14 protein-coding genes are annotated in these 21,678 nt (G+C 52.3%); 4 read left to right on the forward strand and 10 right to left on the reverse strand.

The genetic code is table 11. The features are described from left to right. Positions 1–42 precede the first annotated feature (42 nt). The 3 genes from JI741_RS04710 to JI741_RS04720 form a co-directional block, all read right to left on the reverse strand. Complete coding sequence (locus JI741_RS04710) at positions 43–882, reverse strand: acyl-CoA thioester hydrolase/BAAT C-terminal domain-containing protein (protein ID WP_202007837.1); 840 nt, start codon at positions 880–882, stop codon at positions 43–45. 51 nt (positions 883–933) lie between these two features. After that, positions 934–2,139, reverse strand: coding sequence for a helix-turn-helix domain-containing protein (locus JI741_RS04715; RefSeq protein WP_202007838.1), 1,206 nt, complete (start codon positions 2,137–2,139; stop codon positions 934–936). A gap of 91 nt (positions 2,140–2,230) precedes the next feature. Further along, positions 2,231–4,666, reverse strand: coding sequence for an ABC transporter permease (locus JI741_RS04720; protein WP_202007839.1), 2,436 nt, complete (start codon positions 4,664–4,666; stop codon positions 2,231–2,233). A 240-nt stretch (positions 4,667–4,906) separates the two neighbouring features. Here JI741_RS04720 and JI741_RS04725 point away from each other — a divergent pair, with 240 nt between their 5' ends. After that, a complete protein-coding gene (locus tag JI741_RS04725; protein WP_202007840.1) occupies positions 4,907–5,413 on the forward strand; it encodes an RNA polymerase sigma factor in 507 nt (168 codons plus the stop codon). Continuing rightward, positions 5,394–5,975: a hypothetical protein gene (locus JI741_RS04730; protein ID WP_202007841.1), complete on the forward strand. Its 582-nt coding sequence runs from the start codon at positions 5,394–5,396 to the stop codon at positions 5,973–5,975. The genes JI741_RS04725 and JI741_RS04730 overlap by 20 nt, the downstream gene beginning before the upstream one ends. A gap of 405 nt (positions 5,976–6,380) precedes the next feature. Here JI741_RS04730 and JI741_RS04735 read toward each other — a convergent pair whose 3' ends face one another. The 5 genes from JI741_RS04735 to JI741_RS04755 all read right to left on the reverse strand — a co-directional run bounded on the left by JI741_RS04735 (position 6,381) and on the right by JI741_RS04755 (position 16,042). Next, on the reverse strand, positions 6,381–8,978 hold the full coding sequence (locus JI741_RS04735; protein WP_202007842.1) for a cellulase family glycosylhydrolase: 2,598 nt from the start codon (positions 8,976–8,978) through the stop codon (positions 6,381–6,383). A 72-nt stretch (positions 8,979–9,050) separates the two neighbouring features. Continuing rightward, the gene (locus tag JI741_RS04740) at positions 9,051–10,241 is read right to left on the reverse strand and encodes a glycoside hydrolase family 53 protein (protein ID WP_202007843.1); all 1,191 of its coding nucleotides are present in this window, start codon (positions 10,239–10,241) and stop codon (positions 9,051–9,053) included. 97 nt (positions 10,242–10,338) lie between these two features. After that, on the reverse strand, positions 10,339–11,421 hold the full coding sequence (locus JI741_RS04745) for a SusE domain-containing protein (protein ID WP_202007844.1): 1,083 nt from the start codon (positions 11,419–11,421) through the stop codon (positions 10,339–10,341). 18 nt (positions 11,422–11,439) lie between these two features. After that, positions 11,440–13,017: a RagB/SusD family nutrient uptake outer membrane protein gene (locus JI741_RS04750; protein ID WP_202007845.1), complete on the reverse strand. Its 1,578-nt coding sequence runs from the start codon at positions 13,015–13,017 to the stop codon at positions 11,440–11,442. Positions 13,018–13,024: 7 nt separating this feature from the next. Continuing rightward, complete coding sequence (locus tag JI741_RS04755) at positions 13,025–16,042, reverse strand: SusC/RagA family TonB-linked outer membrane protein (protein WP_202007846.1); 3,018 nt, start codon at positions 16,040–16,042, stop codon at positions 13,025–13,027. 72 nt (positions 16,043–16,114) lie between these two features. Between JI741_RS04755 and JI741_RS04760 the strand changes: the two genes are divergently transcribed. Further along, positions 16,115–16,291, forward strand: a complete 177-nt coding sequence (locus JI741_RS04760) for a hypothetical protein (RefSeq protein WP_202007847.1) — start codon at positions 16,115–16,117, stop codon at positions 16,289–16,291. 30 nt (positions 16,292–16,321) lie between these two features. Continuing rightward, on the forward strand, positions 16,322–20,419 hold the full coding sequence (locus JI741_RS04765) for a hybrid sensor histidine kinase/response regulator transcription factor (RefSeq protein ID WP_202007848.1): 4,098 nt from the start codon (positions 16,322–16,324) through the stop codon (positions 20,417–20,419). A 98-nt stretch (positions 20,420–20,517) separates the two neighbouring features. On the opposite strand, the gene JI741_RS04770 is transcribed toward JI741_RS04765, so the two are convergent. Together JI741_RS04770 and JI741_RS04775 are read right to left on the reverse strand one after the other, a co-directional pair. Beyond that, positions 20,518–21,360: an alpha/beta hydrolase family protein gene (locus JI741_RS04770; protein ID WP_202007849.1), complete on the reverse strand. Its 843-nt coding sequence runs from the start codon at positions 21,358–21,360 to the stop codon at positions 20,518–20,520. Between the two features lie 33 nt (positions 21,361–21,393). After that, positions 21,394–21,552: a hypothetical protein gene (locus tag JI741_RS04775; protein ID WP_202007850.1), complete on the reverse strand. Its 159-nt coding sequence runs from the start codon at positions 21,550–21,552 to the stop codon at positions 21,394–21,396. Positions 21,553–21,678 lie beyond the last annotated feature (126 nt).

The raw sequence follows: 21,678 nt of genomic DNA on the forward strand, positions 1-21,678 counted from the left end.
TATCGGGCGACTTGCTATTTTTTATAGTTGACGATTCGTTGTCTACTTCGTATTCCTGAAATTTCTTTCCAGAAAAACCAACACACTATCAAAGCGCTCCTGCGGTTTGGTGTGGCCGCCCTCCACCACGATGTGCTTGTGCGCATACGGAAACTTCACGGCGTCCAGTTGTTTCATCATGGCATCTGCCATTTCGCGCGATGGCCACATTTCGTCGCGGGTGGCCGAGAGGAAGAGGATGGGGCCGTGGATGTTTTCAATTTTTATCCGCGCCCTCGACACGGCTTCCTTGTCTTCGATCATGATATCGAAGGCGCCGCGAAGGTCTCCCTTCATGGCCGAAGGCACGGCCGCCCAGGGCATGGGAACAAATGGCACCTCTTTGCCCGCGTATGTCCACGACGAGGTGGTTGCATTGAGCGTGAGCGCGGGAAACACAGCATAGCCCGGAACGATGCCCACCACACCGTTGATGTCGGGATATAAACTCGCCAGCAGCAACGCCAGCTCAGCACCTTTGGAACCTCCGATGATGGCGATGCGATGGCTATCAATGTTCGGATTTTTTGCGGCCTCCACCATGGCGTCGTGCACGGCCTCCACTGGAATGCGGTCGAGTTGGGATGGAAGACCGTCCATGCCGAAGTAGCCGACAGCTAAAAATGCATAGCCCTTTTCCAGAAATTTGTTGCGTGTAGTTTCCCAGCGGTCGCTGGTCCAGGCATTGCCGCCTTCGGAGCCACCAAGGCCGACAATCAGGGGTTGGTTTGGGCCATCGCCCAGATAGAGTTGTGTATTGACTTTGCCCTGGTGATCGGGTGTAGAGTTGCAGGCAAAACAAAGCAGCAGGGCAACGCACGTGCTGAAAAACAAAAACTTCATGGGGTGCAGGGTTGGGTTGAACGAAGACTCAAACCTAGCCCCGCGGGGCGATCAGAGCGTCCGGGCCGTTACGTCCGAACCACTTTGCTGCGACGGTTGCTCCTTTTTCGCATTTTTCAACACGCTGTGGTAACGCGACGGGGTGAGGCCGGTAAATTTTTTGAACGCTGCATTGAATGCCGTTTTTGAATTGAAGCCCGACTCGAGGGCCATGGCCAGCAACGTGAAATGACTAAAGGCGGGATCGGCCATTTTGGCTTTCACTTCGTCTACACGATAGGTGTTCACAAAATCGAAGAAGTTTTGTTTCTGGAGTTGGTTGAGCACTTGCGACAGGTGGTTCACGGAAATGTGAAGCTGATCGGCCAGCGCGCGGGCGCTCAACTCGCCGTCGAGATAAGGTTTGCGTTCGCGCATGAGCACGAGCAGGCGCGTGTGGTGGTCTGTTGCCTGCTGCTGGTCGAGACCCGAACGCGCATAGGCTGCATCGGCCGATTCGTCTGTCGTGTCAAGTTTGCCGGACGCGACATCGGGTGCATCCGAAAACACTGCGGTCTGCCGAAAGCCATAATATCCCAGCATGAAGATGAACGCCACGTAGCCTGCCTGCAACAACACGGATTGAAGGACCTGCCATGTGCCGCCATGCCCCACCGTGAAAATGCCCACAGGCAACAACACAAGATCAATGACCAGCCAAAGCCCGAACACTTTATTGAGCCAGTCGAGGTTGACACGCTCGGTGTTCGACAAGGCCTGAGATGTGCGCTTCTTGTAGTCGCGAAGAAGCATGTAGAACCACAGCAGGTAAAACGGATCGGTGACCAGGAACAGGACCACAAAGATGGCCCATGGAACAGACACCGCACCGTTGATATACATGACGCCGTGAATGATCTCCGTTTCGTTCTGATAGAACACAAAGGCGTTGTAATACAAAAACGTGAGCACATAGGCGGTGAAGGGCAGCAGGGTCAGCACGGTGATGGTCAGCGGCAATCGCTTGCTGGTGGTGAGCACGTGCATATAATAAAAGAACAACGGCCCTGCCAGCAGAAATGAGCCACGGCCCAACAACATCCAGGGCCGATCCGAAAACGCGCCGGTCGATTCCAGATAGAAGTAGCCCTGGCTCACGACGAAAAAGATCAGGTAGCCGATGAGAAATTTATCGGCCGCGAGTTTGTTTTTCTTGCTCAGCATCAGGCTCAGCAGAAAAACAGCAATTGCCATACCCGACACAATCAGCAGCGGCATTCTCAGCAGGTTTTAAACTGCTTGCAAAATACAAAGAATGCCGGCATGAAAAGAAAACTTTAACGCGACCGCTGTACTGAGAACAACATCGCTATTCGGATCTTAGAATTGTTGCCGGGTTTGTGTTGGCGCCGCGAAAAATCTGGAAACTCACGGTGAGCAACGCCATGCCACACAACATGGCAAAGGGCACCACAAACAAATCCCACTGCAGGCCAATGCGAAACGCAAAACTGCCGAGCCACACATAAAGACCATACCACGCCAACGGCAACCCGATGACGCCAGCAACCATGACCAGCCGCATGAACTGCCACGACAGCAGCGACATAATGTTTTCGGTAGATGCTCCCAACACTTTCCGGATACTGATCTCCTTCCGTTTTTGCGCCGTAGTGAACGATGCCAATCCCCACAACCCCAGGCACGAGATGGCGATGGCCAGGCCTGCAAAGAGACCGAATATTTTTCCAAACTGCTGATCGTCCTGATACTGTCGATTAAAAAAGTCGTCGAGGAAATAATAGTCGTAGGGGTTGCCCGGAAATACTTCCCGGAAGCGTGCGCCGATTTGTTGAATGGCTTCTTGCATATTGTTCCCGTCGAGGTGAATGGAGAAGGCTGATCGCGACACGGTGTCGGCCTTGAAGACGAAGGGACCATAGTCGGTTTTGAGCGAGCTCCAGTTGTAGTTCTTCAACACACCCACAATGGCCACGGTGTCGGTTTCCAGCAATATGCGCTCACGCAAAGCCTGCTCGGGCGATCCCAGGCCCAACGCCGTTACCGCGGCTTCGTTGATGAGCACCGACTCCATGTCGGAGCGGATGTTGGGATTGAAGTTTCTTCCGGCCACCAGCGTCATGTTATAGGTGTCTACAAAATCCGGATCAACCCACACCACACTGCCTCCTTTCGAATCGCTGCGCTGATCGCCAGCGCGCAGCAGCGTAGCGCCCCAGTTGTAGCCTCCACCCGGAATGGCGGCGGACGTGGTCACGTTTATCACACCGGGAATTCTGCGAATGTCGTTCTTCAACATCACGAGCCGGTCGTTTGCATGCGCACCCTGAACAACGGTGGGTCCCTGCACAATGAGCATCTGATCGACGGTGAGTCCTTTGTGCTGCGTGCGCATGAACATGATCTGACGGTAGACGCCAAACGTGCCGGCAATGAGCACAAGCGACGATGCAAACTGAAACACAACCAACGTTTTGCGCAGCCCAAAACCATCGCGTTCCGATTTTGCTTTCAGCATGGCCGTGATTTTGAATGACGACAACACAAATGCCGGATATAAACCGGAGATGACCGAGCCCACCACAAACAACGTCACCAGAATCAAACTCAACCGCGGATCGGCAAAATTGAATGAAAGATCTTTCCCGGTGATTTGATTCAACACGGGCAACAACGCCAGCGCCAATACCATGGCCAGCACAATGCCGAGGAAGTTAACAACAACCGACTCCAACATAAATTGTCGTATGAGCTCACTGCGCAACGCACCGATGGCTTTCTTGATGCCCACCTCATGCGCCCGCTCCATGGCCTGCGCTGTGGAAAGATTGACGTAGTTGATCCAGGCAATGGTTAAAATAAAAACAGCGATGACGATAAAAAAATAGAGCGTGGTGAATCCCGTAGTTGGATTAGGTTCGCCTTTCACACCGGGATGCAGGTGAATGTCGCGGATGGGCTGAAGACCGATCACAATCTTCACATGATCTTCTTCAAAACGTTTGTTGATGTATTTGTCGGCCAATGCCGGAAGCTTTTGGGTGACCGCGTCAACGTGTGCTTCTGGGTAGAGTTCAACGTAGGTCACAAAGTTGTTCCAGCCCCATTCGCTCCCGGCGCTGTATTGTCCGTTTGTTTTCAACACGTTGTGCAGGGGTACCAGCACATCGAAGGTGAGGTGCGAATTGCGTGGCACATTGTCGATCACGGCCGACACCTGGTAGTCGCCATCGCAGCGGCCTCCTGAAATGGTCAACACCTTTCCGATTGCATCTTCGCCCGGACCAAAATACTTTTCAGCCAGCGCCTTTGTCACCACAATGGAATTCGGATTGTCGAGTGCCGAAGTCAGATCGCCGGCAGTGGCGTTGTAGGTGAAAGCGTCAAGAAAAGTGGAGTCTACCATTTGCAGGTTGGTTTCGTGGAAGGAAACCGGGTCGCCTGTGGCCGGTTGGTAGGTGAGCACCACACTGCCGCCGTGCAACGGGTGTGTGCGGATGTAACGTTTCACCTCGGGCACTTCTGCCAGCATGGACGGCCCCAGTCCATAGGTAGATGTGAGGGTTGTGAACTTGAGGACGTCATTCTGGTAGACAGTCCGGTCTACACGATAAAGTTGGGATGCGTGTTTATGATAGGAATCGTAGCGGCTTTCATAGTCGACATAGTTCAGGATGACGAGGCATGCCGCCACGCCTAGGGCGAGGCCGAAAATATTGATACAGGAAAACATCTTTCGCTTCAGGAGGTTGCGAATGGCCAAAACGAAGAAGACTCTCGGCATACGATTCGTTGTTTAAGGTGTAATGAAACACAAATGCCCCGTGTGGGTGCGAAACGGTAACTCACGAAACTTGGAATGGTTACATCCCTGCCGGGTGTGTTCTAAAAAACACCTCGCGCCGTCTTCTCCGGCCTAACCCTGCTCCCAACGCCGCATTTCTTTAAATTGCTTCACTATTTTTTTTCTGCTTGTAAGATTTCACCCCCTGCATTGTACTAATACAACAAACTGAAGCCTTTTGTGACAGACCCGGAACAGAAACAGATTCTTGAACAATGGCTCGACCAGCACAAAGGCCTGCTTTTCAAAATCGTGAGGGCTTATGCGTTGACAGCCATGGATCGCGACGATCTTTTTCAGGAGATCGTTATCCAGGTGTGGCACTCCATTCCGGCCTTCCGGCACGAAGCGTCCGTTACCACGTGGCTTTATCGCATCGCCCTCAACACGGCCATCAAATGGACGCGAAAGGAACGAAAACACACGCAGGCCGAAGCGCTCGACGATGTTCATCATCTGCTATCCGAAAACAAAACGACAGATGAACGACTGACGTGGCTCTATGAAGAAATTCACAAGCTCGACGAAATCGACCGCTCCGTCACGTTGTTGCTGCTCGATGGTTTCAGCTATAAGGAGATGGCGGCCATGCTGGGCATCAGCGAATCGAATGTGGGTGTGAAAATTAACCGTATCAAAAAACAGCTTATCACTCAATCCAAAAACTATGACAACCCTGGAATTTGAAGATCTGCAACGCATCTGGGATGCGGAACACAACAAGGCTCTATTCGCGATCGACGAAACGGCGCTGCACAACCGCATTCTCACGAAGCAGAGGAAGGCACGTGCCATCACACACATCAGCGAGTTGTTGCTCATTGTGGTGAACCTGGCCGCGGGTGGGTTTGTGTTTGGCATTACCTACTTCAATGCGCGCAGTAGCTTTTTTATGTATGGCATGGCGGTGTGGATGCTGGCCACGGCGGTGTATGTAGCATTGAGTCGCTTGCGCAGAATCCGGGGGGACCGGCAATTTGATCGCTCGCTTCATGGCGACCTTCAGTATGCTATTTCTGTTGCCGGTTATCAGGTTCGGTTGTCGCATCTTATGCGGTTGAATGTGATTCCGATCGGTGTGTTTATTGCGCTTAGCATGTGGGAAGGCGGCAAGCCGTGGTGGATTGCGGGGGTGACGTTGGTGATGTTGTCGGTGGTTTATTATTTCAGCGGGTGGGAACACCAATATTATAAATCACGGAAACGTGAGTTGGAAATTCTGCAGGACAAATTGGTGACGAATCAATAGCGTCATGAAACTAGCACTATTGGTGGTGATGGTTGTTTTAACATCGTCCATTGTGTTTGATCGGAATGATATGGAGTCTTCGTCGTTGGAGGATGCGCGCGTGGGGGATTATATTGATGGGGAAATGTGTGGCGAACACGAAAGATGCTGGGATGTTCAACGGAGTTTTTGTTTTGAAAGCGCGGTTTGTTTTTAAGAATGATGGCGGCATTGGAAATGTGCAATGTGCCTCAGATCAGGTGGCTCCGCTGGAGCCGTTCAAAGGAGTCAGTTTCTTTCTATAGACAGGAAACTCCTCCGGAGTTGTTTCCGGAGGAGTTATTGCTATGACATGGAATTCTTTTACCTATCGAGTAGCCACGGTTCGGCACGTTGTCCATCTTGATGATGGCTTCATAAACCACCTCATTCGAGTCTTACACTTTCAATGGCCACTCCGTGTTTGCGATCCAGTTCTGTTGCCGGGATGGAGGGGCCGATGGAGAACTGTAGTGCTTCAACAGCGCTCAGGTTGAGGGGTGATTGTTTGCTGCTTTCGAAATAGTATGGAAGGAATGATGGGTATGGGCGTGGAAGGGTGACCAGCTTCACGGGGTGGAGTTGGTTCAGGTTGAGTGTGGCTTCTGTTGCGTTGGGGTCAAGGGTGACCGTGGCGCCATAGGCTGTTCCGTCGTTCATCACCAACGCGACCTGAAGTGTGCAGGGGCGGTCGTTCAGGGCTCTGCCTTTCACGATCAGTTTTTTGCGGAGGGGCAATTCGTCTTTGCGTGCGGCGATTTTGCGGGCAAAGGTGTAGCGGAAAGAATAGTCGTAGATTTTTTCGCCGTTCTTGTTTTCGGGATCGCTGTTGAGCAGGTGTTCAACGTTGACCACAAATTCGCCATCGCCCGGTTTGCCGTTGGGCATAAGCCCCGATGTTTTGCTCCATTGGCGCATCACGTCGCGGGCGTCGGTGATGGCGTTGAACAGGTAGAGGTCGTTTGTGTTCGACACCACGGGAACCTGGTAGGCGTTGTCATCATAAAAATCCCATTGCAGGGGCAGGCCCGTCAGTCCGGATGGATAGGTGTGCACTGCGTCTTTTTCTTTCACGGTGATGTAGTAGCGCAGAAATCCCACGTTCAGTTGGTCGCCGGGAATGGTGGCCACATACCGATAACCTTTGTCGCGCTTCATCGCATAAGTCTGCGGGCGCCCCACGCCGAACACAATCAGTTCAACTGCTTCCGGCTCGGACGCAGATACTACCGATGCCTCCACGTTCAATGCTTTTGCTTCTTTCACTTCCGAGGGTGGTGTGTGCAAAACATAGGTTTTGTCTAACACGGCGGCGGGTGCAGAAAATTCTTTCAATACAATGTTCTTCCATTTCTCATCGCCCTTGCGCGAGGCCGTGCTGTTCCTTTCTTTCAGCAAGTAGGTGCCGGGCAGAATGGTGAACGTATTGTTGCTGGCCTTGGTCGTGTAGGTATTGTTGTCGTTGAGTGCGGTCACGCTGAAGTCGCTGCCCAGGTCGGGCAACGTCACGGCCATGGGCCACGCGCGGGTGTTCAGCACGGCCACTTCTTTTTTGAGGCTGTTCTTTCCAAACACATTGCTCACCCAAATGGCATCGGGCAAAATTTCGAGGCGCCACACTCCTTTTTCGAGACGGTCCAGAAAGTAAGCACCAAGCCCCTCGTAGCGCACCAGGTTCGAGTTGCCGGCTCCGGCAATTTCCTCCAGGGTTTCCGGATGCGGAACGGGCGACGTGGTGGTGTTGGTGTGAAAAAACTTTTTATCGGTGATCACCTCCGCCAGGTCCTGCTCATAGCTCACCCGAAACCCGTCGAACGCGGCGTTGGCGGGATAGCGGCCATAGCTTTTGTAGAGGGGAACGGTGTGAAACACCTCCGATGCAATTTTCAAGCTCAGCGCTTTTTGCGGTGCATACACGAGGTTCATGTAGTGCGTGTTGTATTCCGTGTTGGCATAGGCCATAAACGTAGGATCGTAGGCAAAGTGGGTCGCCCACTGAATGCCGGCTTCGCGAAAACTGCGGGCCATGGCGGGGTAGATATACGAACGTCCCACATCGGCGGCGTCGAACTCATAGACCACCTTCGCGATTTTTTTAAACCCGGGGGCATTGGCAAATGGAATCACATAGTGGTCTACGTTCGGCAAAAAATTTCCCTGGATCTCGTGTTGCGAGCCAAGGCCCGTGGGGTACCACTGAAATGTTCCGCCTTGTATGTCGCTCTTGAAGTAGGCATCGGCCAGCTGAATGCTGTGGCTGATGTTGTAGAAGATCGGTTTCTTGCATCCTGTTTTGCGCATCGCTTTCACCATGCGGTTGATGAACGTGGTCACCGAAGCGGGTGTGCCGTCGTGATGGGGTTCGTTGCTGATCTCGAATGCAACCAGGTCTTCATCGTCTTTGTAGGCCACCTTGGTGTAGGGGTTCACGTGATTGAGAAACTGGTACAGGTAGTTTTCCTGTGCGCGAATGGCACCTTCATTTGTGAGGCAGTCTGCCTTGCCATATTTGGCTGCGAAGCCGGGCGTGTTTCCATCGGGTTCGGGATAGCCGTTGTTCCAATAGGCAATGGGTGTGATCAGCAGTTTCATGCCGCGCGCTTTCATTTTCATGAGCATGTAGTCAAACAAGCGCAGGTGTTCGTTTCCTTCCAGCAGGTTGCCCAGCGAGTCGCTGATTTCGGTATCCCACACGTGCACGCGATAGGCATCGAAACCCAATCGTGCAAAGTGGTAGACATCGGCGTCGATGGCTTTTTCAAGATCCACGTTCAACGTCTTGGCGGCACGATAGGCGTGTGCAAACGGCGCGGTGTAGTTCACGCCAAAGCCGTGCACTTCCTTTTTTGAATCGCCCCAGCGCATCACGCCCTGCTCGTCTACATAGACCGTGTTCGATTTCTTTTGCGCAACGGATGGTGTGGACAACCATGTGACCAGCAGGGATGCCAGTATAAATGTATAGTGTATTAAAGGATGTTTCATGATAAACTGGTTTTCACGCGCCGCGAAAATTGTCGGCGCGTTGTGTTCAAAACATAAGTGCTGCGCGAATGCCTAGTTGTAGGTCGCGGTCATGAAGTTGAAAGCGGGCAACGCGTTGCCGCTGAAATCGAAGTAGGCGTTGTTTTCCCACGACGAACCTGTGCCCCACAAGTCTTTCATGTCGGAGCTGATCCATGCCGGCTCCCAATAGATGATGCCCGAGGCGCCACCGGTTTTTAATTGTTGTGTCATCGCTTTCAGGATGGCCAGCTGTCCTTCTTTTGTGAAAGGAAATCCGGTGATGGGTGTTTGTGCTCCGAACTGATTGTTGTAGGAGTCGTTGCCTTGTGTGGTCCACGGATAGGCCGTTTCCAGCATCATCACGTCTTTCTTGTATTTTGCTTTGAAGCCCGCCACGGTCGAGCCCAGGCTGCTCACACCAATGGTGGTGTGCCACAGGGGATAGTACGAAAATCCTACGATGTCGAATCCGGTGACGCCACCTTGCGTGGTCATGTTGTCGAACCACCACGTCACGTTTTTGGGATCGGCCACGTGCAGGATAATTTTTGTTTTGATGGTGGATGTTGCCGCCACATCGTTCACGGCACGGATGGCATTGTTGATTACGGCCCCCAGGTTTTGCCAGTTGCCATCACAAACGTTGCATGCCGGGAAACCCGACGGTGCGTCTGTGTAGAGCATGCCACAATTGGTTTCGTTGCCGATCTGCACAAACTCGGGCATCAATCCCTTTGCGTTGAGATAGCGCAAGGTTTTTGAGGTGTAGTTGTAGACGGAATCTTTCAGCACACCCAGGTCGCGGATGTTCTGCCACGCGGCGGGAATTTTTTGATTTTGCGGATCGGCCCAGGTGTCGGAATAATGAAAATCCAGGAGCACCGATTGGCCTTGTTCTTTCGAGAGACGAATGGATTTTTCCACATCCAGTAAATCATTATACAATTGTGTGCCGCTGGCGCCGTACACTTCTTTTGTCCATGCCGGGTTGTGCCACAGCCTCACGCGCACCAGTGTGTTGCCGTGGTCTTTAAAAATCTTGTACGGACTTCTCACTTCGCCCTGATCTTTGTAAACACCGTTGTGGTCGAGCACCTGGTTCACAAACGAAAGATCAGCGCCAAATTGAAACGTGCCGGTTTCGGCTGGTGTGTCGTCCACGGCGGGTGAATCGTCTTTGCACTTCAGGCAACAAAACGCCGCGAGCGTCAACAAACCGAGTATGCTTTTTCTGAATTTCATTGCTAACAATTTGGTAAAAAGTAAAGGGAAGAGGCCGCTTTGATTTTTCACAAAAACAAACCCCTTCCTTATAATATCAATCAAAGGCCTGCATCGGTCATTCCATCACAATGGTGCCGTTGTTCAGGTCCACGGTGATTTTGTGTGAGGCCGTGGTGCCCACAAACTTAAAGTTTTTGTCGCCATCGTTCACGGCCTGCAGCAACGGATCGACAGCGCCGGTGAAACTTGCCGAGTTCACGGTACCCGCACCCCAGTCGGCCTTGGTGAAGAAGCGGAAGATGCCGTTGTTGTTGAATGTTGTGCTGGTGGTGAACACGCCGTCTCTCAGCCACGTGAGTTGCACGGCCTTGGCCAGATCCCAACCCTGCACCGCGTCGCCGATCATCATCAACGCAGGTTTCTCAACGGCTTCCATGGTGATCACTTTCAATTTTGTATCGGCAACGATTCTGAAAAAGCCTGACGTGCCGTTGAAAATAAAATTACCGTCGCCATCGCCGGCTTCAATCAGGTTGGCGTCTACACTGCCGCCGGCAAAGAAGGGCCAGTTGTAGGGCTTTGCATCCCACGACAAGGTGGCAAAGAAACGGAACTTGCCTCCCTTGTGAAACTCGGCAATGGTTTCATACTTGCTCGGCGCCACACTTCTGGTCTCCACCGCCAGCGGCAGATCCCATCCCAGCAGCGCATCGCCGATCATGTAGATGGGCGGAAACGTTGTGGCATAGGGTGTCATCTTTGTGCTCTTCACGGTGGAGAAGAGCGGCGCCACGTTGGCGTTGATGGTTGACTTTACCCGAAATTCTACCGATGCTTCTTCGTCGGGATCAAAACCGAGGTCCAGCAGTTTGCTGTTCATGGCGCCCACCAGCACGGTGGTGTTCAAGGTACCGGTCGTGCCCAGGTCTATGGCTCCGGCAAAGTTGTTGCCTGCCTTGTCTACCTGCAACGTGTAGGTGGTGGCGGCCTGAAAACCAAAATCGGGTGCGGTCCACGAAAACTCTTCGAGGGGCTTGGCGGCATCATCCAGGGTCAGCACATAGCTGGTTTTGGATGGATCCTGTAGCGTGTTGGCTGCCACATCGTCTTTCAGCTTTGCCTTGATCACATCGTCTTCGCAGGCCATCATGCCCAGCGCGACGATCATATTCAGGATTAGAATGAATGTATTTTTCATGTTCGTTTGCTTTAGGGATTAGTAACCAATGACCACCTGACGCAGGTTTGTGTTGGCCGCCAGATCCGATGCGGGAATGGGAAAGAGATTGCGGAAGGCTTCTGTGGCCGTGCCCGCTTTTGTATTTCCTTTCCAGTTCCACAGATACGTGCCGCCGGTCAACAGGCCGTAGCGAATCAGGTCGGTGCGACGATGACATTCCCACAGCAGTTCGCGCGCGCGTTCGTCAAGCACAAACGCGGTGTTTAATTGACCGGAGGTGATGTTGCCCGAAGCGTTGCCATAGGCTCTTGTGCGCAAGGCGTTCACAAAGTCAAGCGCTTGTGTGGCCGTTCCTCCTGTTCCTCCACGCAGCACGGCTTCGGCATACATGAGGTATGCATCGGCCAGGCGGAACATCGGAAAGTCGATGTCTACAAAATCGGGATTGCCACCACTGGGTGCCGGGCCGCCGGCGAGTGTCTTGTTCTTGAACTTTGTTACGGCATAGCCATCGGTGAATGTGCCCACGTCGTTGATCTCAAGTTGCTGACCACTGGTGTAGAATTGCGCGCGCACATCGGTGGCGCCACTGGGGTCGGCAAACTTGGCTACAAACTCGGGTGTTACGCGGTTCTGTGCCCAGCCACCGTTCACACCAAAGTCGGCGGGCACCATGGAGCCACCAATCTGTCCGTGAACAATAAACGACATGCCGCCATAGGTCTGTGTGTTTTTGGCGTCGTGGTTTATCGGGAAGATAATTTCCGGGCTGGTGTTGTTGTCGGCGCGGAAGTTCAGGAGGTAGTTTGCCGCGAGTGCATACTTGCCCGACGTAAATACTTTATTCAGTGCCGTGATGCATTCGGTGTAGCGCGGCGACTTGATGTAGGTTTCGGCGTTGAGATAGAGTTTTGCCTGCAACATCCACAGCGCGCCTTTGTCGGCACGGCCATATTCGAAGCGCGGTTCGCCCAGTTCGTTTTCAATGGCCGTCAACTCGGAGTCGATGTAGGCAAACAGTTCTTCGGGATTGGTTTGCTTCGGAGAGAATGCGCCGGGAATATCCGTTTCGGTTACGAAGGGAGGATAACCAAACAAATCAAGCGCATGATAATACGACAGCGCGCGGAGAAAGCGTGCTTCGGCATGAAACTTCTTCACGTCGGCATCGGTGGAACCTTGTGATGCGCGGATGAATTCGTTGCAATATGAAATGGTGAGCATCATGCGTGTATACATGGCCGAGATAAAAGAGTTTGTCGCCGTCCAGGTTTGCCAGTGCAGGGGACGAATGCCGCCGTCTTCGGCCCAGGTGTAGACTGCTTCGTCGGTAGGAAGCTCTTGCAAATTCCAGTAGGCACGGAGATACACGCCAAAGCCCACATCGAGATTCGAAATGTCGGAGGCTTCGCCGGGACCAACCTGGCCAGCCACCACATAGCTCGAATACAGTTTTGCCAATCCCATTTTATAGTCGGCCGGTGTTTTATAGGCATCGGCCGAGGTGACCGAGTTGGGGCCCAGCGATTCCGGGTCGAGGTCGCTAACACAGGAGGTAACCATGAAAAGCATGGCAACGCCCGCGGTGATGAGGTTTACTATTTTCTTTTTCATAGGTCGATTAGTAAGTAAGGTTAACGCCCAGCATGAACACCCTGGAGCGCGGATACAAATTGTTGTCGATGCCGTTGTTCACCTCCGGATCGAGGCCTTTATACTTCGTGATGAAGAAGGCGTTTTGCACCGTGAAACTGATGCGTGCCTTCAGCTTCTGGGTGAACAGTTTGTCTACACTATAGCCCATGCTGATGTTGTCCATCTTGAAGAACGATGCGTTGTAGACATAATAGTCTGAAAATGTTTGCAGGCTATAGAACTGTGTGTCGTTCACGCTGGCGGGCAGGTTGTTGAAATAGCCCGTGGAGTAATAGAAGTTGGAATAGTTTGCACCGGTGAACACGTTGTTATAAACATAGTTGCCCAGGCTGAGACGACCCGACATATAGAAATCGAATTTCTTATAGTTCACGCGCGTGTTCACGCCGAAGAGGTGATCGGGTTGTGGTTTGTGATAACGATACTTGTTGTTTTCGCTGGCCGTTACGTCGCCGCCTTGTCCGGAGCGATCCACATATAATCCTTCAACGGGTTTGCCTTCTGCATTATAAACCTGCTGATACACCAGGAACGTGTTGATGGGATAACCCACCTGGATGTTCTGAATGTTTTTCTGCAAGCCCAAACTTCCGGTGGCGATGCCGGCATAGGTTGGATCGTCGGTTTTCAACAGCTTGGTCACTTCGTTGTCGTTGTGCGTGTAGTTGACGCCCACGTTCCATTCGAGGTTTTTGGTTTGCACCACCTTGGCGTTCAACGTCACCTCGATGCCTTTGTTGACGAGGTTGCCCACGTTGGTGATGAGGTAGTTTGAAAAGTTGCTACCGGCTGCCACAGGAATGGAGTTGATGAGGTTGCTGGTGTTGCGCTGGTACACGTCGATGGTACCGGTGAGTTTGTCTTCCAGCAAACCAAAGTCAAGACCAATGTCGGCCTGCCCGGTGGTTTCCCACTTCAGGTTAGCATCGTAGGGTTGCGGACGATAGGTGTTGGTGAAGGAATTGCCAAACTGATATTGTGACGTTGACGAACTCAGTTGATAGGTAGACAAGTAAGGATAAGGGTTGTTGCCCGACACATCCTGTTGACCCGTCACGCCATAGCTGGCGCGCAGCTTCAGGTCGGAGAAAACTTTTGAACCCGTCATGAACGATTCCTTGCTGATTCGCCACGCCACCCCTGCGGCCGGAAAAACGACCCACCGGTTTTGTTTGGCAAAGCGCGACGATGCATCGTCGCGGAAAGAAAGTGTGACCAGGTATTTTTCATTGAACGCGTAGTTTACACGACCAAAGAACGAGAGCAACACATTGGGATTGGAAACAAACTGACGGGGCACCGCTTTGCCTTCGGCGTTGGTTTGATAGTCGGTGTATACGCTCTCGTTGCCATTGCGTCCGAAGTTGGAGCCATCGCGGTCAAAGCGCTGATAGGAATAACCCAGTGTGACATCGAACTTATGGTTGTCGATTTCCTTGGCATAGTTGGCATACAAATCCAGCAGTCGCGACTTGTTGATGCCGGTGTAGTCGATGCGCTGGCCGCCGCCGTTGGCAAACGTGAAGGCTGCATCGTTGGTGGCATTGTTGTGGCCTTTGGAAGTGGTGTAGTCCATGCCGGCGTTCACGGTAAGTTTCACGGCGGGAAGGAACGGAAGACGGTAGTCAACTTTCACGTTGCCGAGGCCGCGATACACATTCGAGCGGTTGTCGGTTTGCATGAGCAAGGCCACGGGGTTGCTGGTGGCCAGCGTGATGGGATCGCCGTTAGGATCGAGTGTGGTGGCCGAAGCCGGTCCCACCCATGCAAAATAACCACCCCAACGCGTGCTGCCGTTATAGACCGGTTGCGTGGGGTCGTAGGCCACGGCTGCTCCCACTGCGCCGGTGTTGCCAAAGTTTTGTTGTGTATAGCTTCCTTTAAACGACACGCTCACATCGAGGTCGCCATCCAGAAAACTGGGTGTGAGGTTCACGTTCAAGGAGCTGCGTTTGAAGTCGGTAGTTTTCAGAATACCTTCCTGATCGGTGTAGCCATACGACACGCGATAGGGCAACACTTTATAAGTGCCCGACACGCCGATGTTGTGATCGTGCGACACGGCGGTTTGATAGATTTCTTTTTGCCAATCGGTGTTGGCGGTGCCTTGCCGTTTTGCAGCATCGGCCGTGAAGCCCGACAGTTTTCCTTCTGACAGCAACTCGCTTGCTTTGGCGCGTATCTCGTCGCCGCTAAGCACATCTATATATTTCATGGCGTTGGCCACCGACACACTGCCGTTGTAGGTGATCTGCGGTTTGCCATTCTTGCCTTTTTTTGTAGTGATGATGATGACACCGTTTGACGCGCGCAGACCATAGATGGCGGTGGCGGAAGCATCCTTTAATACAGTATAGCTTTCGATGTCGTTGGGGTTGATGGCCGCCAGTGAGTTTGACAAGCCACCGATGGCCGTGTTGTCAACAGGAAAACCATCGATCACAATGAGGGGATCCTGGCTGGCCTGTATGGAGCCGTTGCCGCGAATGCGGATGGTTGATGCGCCACCGGGGGCACCGTCGTTGGTGCTTACCTGCACACCGGCGATTTTTCCGATGAGCATGTCCTGCGGCGACGACATGATACCTTTATTAAGGTCGCGCGGGGTGACCGACGCCAGCGAACCGGTCACGTCTTTCTTTTCCTGCTGGCCATAGCCCACCACCACAATTTCGTTGAGCGCCTGCACATCGGGACTCAAAACAACGTCGAGGGTGGTTTGGCCTGCCGCCGCCACTTCCTGCGAAGCATAGCCGACAAAAGAAAAAACCAACGTCGCGTTTGTGCCCACCGTGATGGTATAGAATCCCTCACCGTTTGTGACCGTTCCGTTCAACGTTCCTTTCTCCAGAACATTGACACCCGGCAGCGGAGTGTTGTCATCGCCGGAGAGAATTTTCCCCCGGATGATTTGGTTTTGGGCCATCGCAGCGAGGCTGCCCAGCATCAAAAACCAGATGGTTGTTAGTAGCTTTAGATTCATAAGTTTGTGTTATGTCAAACGATTGCAAATTGGCTTCAAACGATTGCAACGGACGCAAAAAATCATACAGGAATGGATAGATTTCTTACCCGGCGCTATTACAAATCCTGCTTTTTTAGCCATGAAACCGGCGGAATGTGGCAAGGCATTCTAAAAATGAAGATTGTGACGGGTTGCGGATTTTCGGGCATCGCAACGTTCAATGTCCAGCCTGAACCGGCGCTTTTTTGCTACACTATTTTGCGCTAAAATTCGGTAACTTCAATAGACGTGGGTGCGATGATCCGGAGCATTTTTCTTTTTTTAGGTGTGGTGGCAAGCTGCTTTTTGGCGCAGGTTCAGGTTGGGCGCGCGCAATCCACCTTCTTCTCCACCCTCACCACCCGCAAGGGCCTGCCCTCGAACATCATCAGCGCCATTGCCCAGGACAATCACCATTTTATCTGGATTGGAACGGCCAATGGCGTGTGTCGCTATGACGGCTATCGTTTCAAGGTTTTTAAACGCGAAGAGTCTCTTCACTCCCTGCCTGCCAACGAAACCAGTTCATTGTTGGTGGATGGCGACGACCTGTGGGTGGGCACATGGCAAGGGCTCTGCAAGATCAACACCCTCACCTTCGAAGTGACGCGCATCGACCTGAAGGGCAACAACGTGGTGCGCACTCTATATAAAGACGCTCACCACAATCTCTGGATCGGCACCACCACCGGGCTGGTGCGCTTTAACCGCCAGAACAACCAGTTCAAAACCTTCACCACCGAAAACAGCCGCCTGAGCCACAACACCATTCGCGCCATTCACGAAGATGCCCGCGGAACCCTGTGGGTGGGCACCTACGACGGGCTCAATCAATTTGGACCGAACGAGATGTTCGAATCGTTTGACCTGAAAGGCGACTACAAGCCCGCGCTGAAAAACAATCTCATCTGTGACATCAAGCCCGTGAATGGTGTCGACTCCTTATTATGGATCGGAACAGAAACCGGTCTTTGCCTCTTCAACACGCGCTCGCATCGCTACACCGCCTACACGGCGGCCAATTCGAAGTTGAGCAACGAAGTGGTGAAGAACATCTATTCCGACGCCGAAGGCACACTTTGGCTGGGCACTGATTTCGGGCTAAACCTGTTCGATCCCAATACCAACACGAACCGCGCTTACTTTCACAATCCACAGGTTTCGTATTCCATTGCCAGCAACGTGATCTGGCAGATTTTTGAAGACGATGGCGGCGTGATCTGGCTGGTGACTTCAAATGGTCTGAGCCGCATCGACAAGCACCAGAATTTTTATCGCTACCACGAAGTGACGCACCAAACGCATCAGCAAACCGTGGGCAACCAGGTGAAGGCCATGCTGGTGACGCGCAAGGGTGTGATCTGGCTGGCCACCATTCACGGCGTGATCCGCGAAGATCCTGAAACCAAAACGCGCACGTGGTTCGACATCGACTCGCCCCCGGCCAGCCGAATCCTGCTGAACAACGTGAACACGTTAAAGGAAGATGACTATGGCCGCATCTGGATTGGCACCGCGGGCGGCATCAACGTGTGGGATGAAGGTCAGAAAAAAATGTATGCACTCACCGCGCGCTCCGACAACGGACTCACGTCGAACTACATTGCCAACTTCATTCAAGGTTCCGATGGTTCGTTTTGGGTGAGCGCGTGGGAAGGCGGTTTGTTTAAAGTGGTGAGTGGTTTTCAGAATCTCGATGCCATTCGCTTCGAACTGGTGGGCGATTTCAGTTCCGAAAAAAACACCTATGCCCTGAACGCCCTCTGGGCCATTCGCGACAACGCATTGCACCGCATCGATGTGAACACGTTCATAACAAAGAAGATCAAGGGCTTTGACGATGTGGCGCAGGGCAAAGACATCTACAGCCTTTATGCTTCGCCCAAGGGGAGCCTGTGGGCTGGCACGCAAAACGGGTTGATCGAATACAAACCCCAGGCCGACTCTGCATTTTTCTATCCCATCATCACGGGCAACGATGTGGACCTCAACACCATCATTGCCGACGTGCACGGCAACGTGTGGGCGGCGGCCAACAACTTTGTTATCAAATTTAAAACGGCCGATCACACGTTCGAAATATTTCCCCTCGACAAAGAGCTTCCGCTGAAAACATTTTCAAACAGCTGTGCAGCACGCACGTTGACCGGTGAGATTCTGTTTGGAGGCGACAACGGCTACATCAGCCTCTCCCCTTCCATCCGCCCCAACACCTACACGCCCAACATTTACCTGACCGGCCTCGAGATCAACAACCACGTGATCTTTGCCCGCGAGGTGCTCGACGACAACGTGTTGCTGAATGAAGACATTGCCTTTGCCAAAACGCTTACGCTGGAATATGCCCAACGCTCTATCGCCTTCGAGTTCTCGGCCCTGCATTATTGGCAACCCGACATCAACGTGTATGCCTACAAGCTGGATGGCTTTGACGACGACTGGAAGTATGTGTCGGGTTTGAAAAATTTCGCCGTCTACTCCAATCTTTCGCCAGGCAGCTATACGCTGCACGTGAAGGGCACCAACAACTATGGCCTGTGGAGCGACAAGTTGGCTTCAATGCAAATTGTGGTGAAGCCTCCGCTGTTTCTCAGCCCCATGTTTATCATCCTGTATGTGATTCTGCTCATTGTGCTGGGCGTGGTTGCGCTGCGCATCTACCTGGTGAGAATTCATTTGAAGAACGAGGTGAAGATTGCGCGGCTGGAAAAAGAACATGCCGAAGAGATTGTTCAAACCAAACAACAGTCGTTCACCAACATTTCGCACGAGCTGCGCACGCCCATCAGCCTCATCATTCCGCCCATTCAACAAATCATTAAACACGGCAACCTGGATGAAGAAGACCAGAGCCTGATTTTGCTGGCCGAGAAAAATTCGCAACGCCTGCTTCGCCTCATCAACCAAATTCTGGATTTCAGAAAGCTGGAACATGAAAACCAGTCGCTGAAGATCACGCAGTTTGATTTGATTCCGTTCTGCAAAGAATTGTATTCGCTATTTTCGGACAAAGCCGCGCGCAAAGAAATAGAGTTCACGTTCCACACACCGCTGGAAGAATGTTTGCTGTGGGCCGATACCGAAAAGGTGGAGACCATTTTGTTTAATCTTTTATCGAACGCGTTCAAGTTCACGCCCAAGCGTGGCACCATTGCCGTGACCATCGACGAAGTGGAGCCGCGAAAGGGGTTTGAACAGGGAGCTGTGCAAATCACCGTGTCGGACTCGGGCATTGGCATTGCTCCGGCCGAGCAGTCGAAAATATTTGAGCGCTTTTATCAAACACGCGAGGCCCGCAAGATTGAAGACGGGTCGGGCATCGGCCTCACGCTGGTGGCCGAATATACCAAGTTGCTGCGCGGCGATGTGAGCGTGGAAAGTTCCAAAGGCAAAGGCACGTGCTTCACATTGTGTTTCCCCTTGGGCAGTGCGCACTTTCCCATCGACAACCGCGAGCCCAACAAAGAGATCAGCATCCTTGCCACCAAGGCCGCCGCCGAAAACGAAGACCATCGCTATGAGTTTGGTCTGCGGTCTGACAAGCCCCTCATTCTGATTGTGGAAGACAACACCGACATGGTGAACTTTATCCAGATCAGCCTGAAAGAAAAATATAACTTCATTACCGCCGAAAATGGCGAGGAAGGGTTTCAGAAGTGTCACAACTTCATTCCCGACATCATTGTGAGCGACATCATGATGCCCGTGATGGATGGGCTGGCCTTTTGCCGCAAGGTGAAGGCCGATCCGAAGACAAGCTCTGTGCCCATCATTCTGCTGACGGCAAAAAGCCTAACGTCTCAAAAAGTGGAAGGCATTCGCGTGGGCGCCGACATCTACCTCACCAAGCCGTTTGAGATTGAAGTGCTGGAAGCACACATCGACCACCTGCTGGAACGCAAGGCCGAGCTGTCGGAATATTTCAGACACGAGCTCATCACCGAACCGCTGGCCGACTCGGGAAAAGAAAACGAAGACAACCGTTTCCTGAAGAAAGTGATGAACACCATTGAAGCCAACATCTCCAACTCCGAATTCAGCGTGGAGCTGCTCAGCGAAGAAATGGGCATGAGCTCAACCCACCTCTACCGCAAACTGAAAGCGCTCACGCATTTGTCGGCCAACGAGATCATCAAAAAATATCGCATCAAAAAAGCGTCGCTGCTGCTGAAGAACAAGGAAGGCAACATTTCGGAAATCATGTATGACGTGGGCTTCTCCAACCTGTCGTATTTTTCCAAATGTTTCAAGACGGAATACGGTCTCAGCCCCAAGGAGTATCAGCAAAAGATGAGCAAAACCACGTTCGATCTGGAAGAAGATCTGCAACCCGAAAACGACCGTCCCCACGCCTGATCAAAAACAAAACGCCCGCTCCAACCGGAACGGGCGTGAAGACAGGATTGGGATGGCCGCCCGATAAAATATACCGAACGGCCTATCCCAAACTTTTCTTAAATGTGACTTAACAACACCGGCCAAAGCGATGACTCGAATCGCTTCCGGAAGACACCGCTGTGTCCTACTTTGAGCCGCGTGTAGCGGGTTGTGTCAATTTTTAAAATGCGTGTGGGCGCATTCGGAAAAAAATTCATCATGAGCGAAACAGTTTTGTCGTTGGCAATGTAGTCGTCGCTGAAGTAGATGGCGGTGATGGGTGTTTTGATTTTATAAAACCGGTCCGTCTTCAGGTGTCGCGCAATGAAACCGCCGTAGTAGTTTTTGCTGAGGCACCACGAACGCCATTCGAGCAGCGCATTGGGCGGCAGGTTTTCGCCCCAGCCTATTTTTTTCATCTGGCCATAGCCATAGTAGCGAATCATGAGCGGGCCGATCACAAACCACAACAACCAGATGACGGCTTTCATTGGATACGGAAAGTAGCGCCAATAGCCAAGCGCCGCGTTGATGGCGATGATCTGCTTGATGTGTTGATGCTGATCCAGAAAACCCACCAGCTGCGCGCCGATGCTGTGGCCTATCCACACGATGTCGCGACAACCGCGTTCTTCCACCAAATAGTTCAACATCGTGTTCATGTCGAGCGTGCCCCACTCGTGCAGGAAGATGGCCGACTGTTTCAGATCTGGCGGGGCCGACTCCCCTATGCCGCGGTAGTCGAACAACAGCACGGTGTAGCCGCCCTTCACCAGGTAGTTTGCAAAATTGAGATAATACTCCTTCTTAATACATGTGGCGGAACTGATCACTACCGTTCCGCGCACATCCGTTTCAGGTATTCCAAGCAGTCCGTGCAACACATAGCCATCGGATGCTTTCAACATTAGTTTTTCCAAGAGGGTTTTTGATTAAAGCGTGAATCAAAATAGTCAGACGGGATTCATGTCCTCGTTGCACAGTCGTGCGAGTTTGTAGAAAAAGAGATACACATTTTCGAAGCGTTCCTTGCCGGGGAAACGAAATGTTCGCTTGGGCCGATCACTATTCCCAGTGATGGTGTGGTGGGGAGGAGAGGGATTTTTTTTCATGATGCTTGTGTGTTTTATTTTATAACATCACAAATCTGCGTTGAAAAAAAGTGAATGTATGGTGATGTGGTTGCAGTGACGGGTATGCTCGTTGCATTTGTGATGCACACAAAAAGTTGATGCATT

Source organism: Chryseolinea lacunae (genome assembly GCF_016735595.1).
In the GTDB taxonomy this organism is placed as follows: domain Bacteria; phylum Bacteroidota; class Bacteroidia; order Cytophagales; family Cyclobacteriaceae; genus Chryseolinea; species Chryseolinea lacunae.

Coding starts and splice junctions, on each gene's coding strand:
- JI741_RS04710 (WP_202007837.1), bottom strand. CDS start 882: ATGAAGTTTTTGTTTTTCAGCACGTGCGTTGCCCTGCTGCTTTGTTTT.
- JI741_RS04715 (WP_202007838.1), bottom strand. CDS start 2,139: ATGCCGCTGCTGATTGTGTCGGGTATGGCAATTGCTGTTTTTCTGCTG.
- JI741_RS04720 (WP_202007839.1), bottom strand. CDS start 4,666: ATGCCGAGAGTCTTCTTCGTTTTGGCCATTCGCAACCTCCTGAAGCGA.
- JI741_RS04730 (WP_202007841.1), top strand. CDS start 5,394: ATGACAACCCTGGAATTTGAAGATCTGCAACGCATCTGGGATGCGGAA.
- JI741_RS04735 (WP_202007842.1), bottom strand. CDS start 8,978: ATGAAACATCCTTTAATACACTATACATTTATACTGGCATCCCTGCTG.
- JI741_RS04740 (WP_202007843.1), bottom strand. CDS start 10,241: ATGAAATTCAGAAAAAGCATACTCGGTTTGTTGACGCTCGCGGCGTTT.
- JI741_RS04745 (WP_202007844.1), bottom strand. CDS start 11,421: ATGAAAAATACATTCATTCTAATCCTGAATATGATCGTCGCGCTGGGC.
- JI741_RS04750 (WP_202007845.1), bottom strand. CDS start 13,017: ATGAAAAAGAAAATAGTAAACCTCATCACCGCGGGCGTTGCCATGCTT.
- JI741_RS04755 (WP_202007846.1), bottom strand. CDS start 16,042: ATGAATCTAAAGCTACTAACAACCATCTGGTTTTTGATGCTGGGCAGC.
- JI741_RS04760 (WP_202007847.1), top strand. CDS start 16,115: ATGGATAGATTTCTTACCCGGCGCTATTACAAATCCTGCTTTTTTAGC.
- JI741_RS04765 (WP_202007848.1), top strand. CDS start 16,322: ATGATCCGGAGCATTTTTCTTTTTTTAGGTGTGGTGGCAAGCTGCTTT.
- JI741_RS04775 (WP_202007850.1), bottom strand. CDS start 21,552: ATGAAAAAAAATCCCTCTCCTCCCCACCACACCATCACTGGGAATAGT.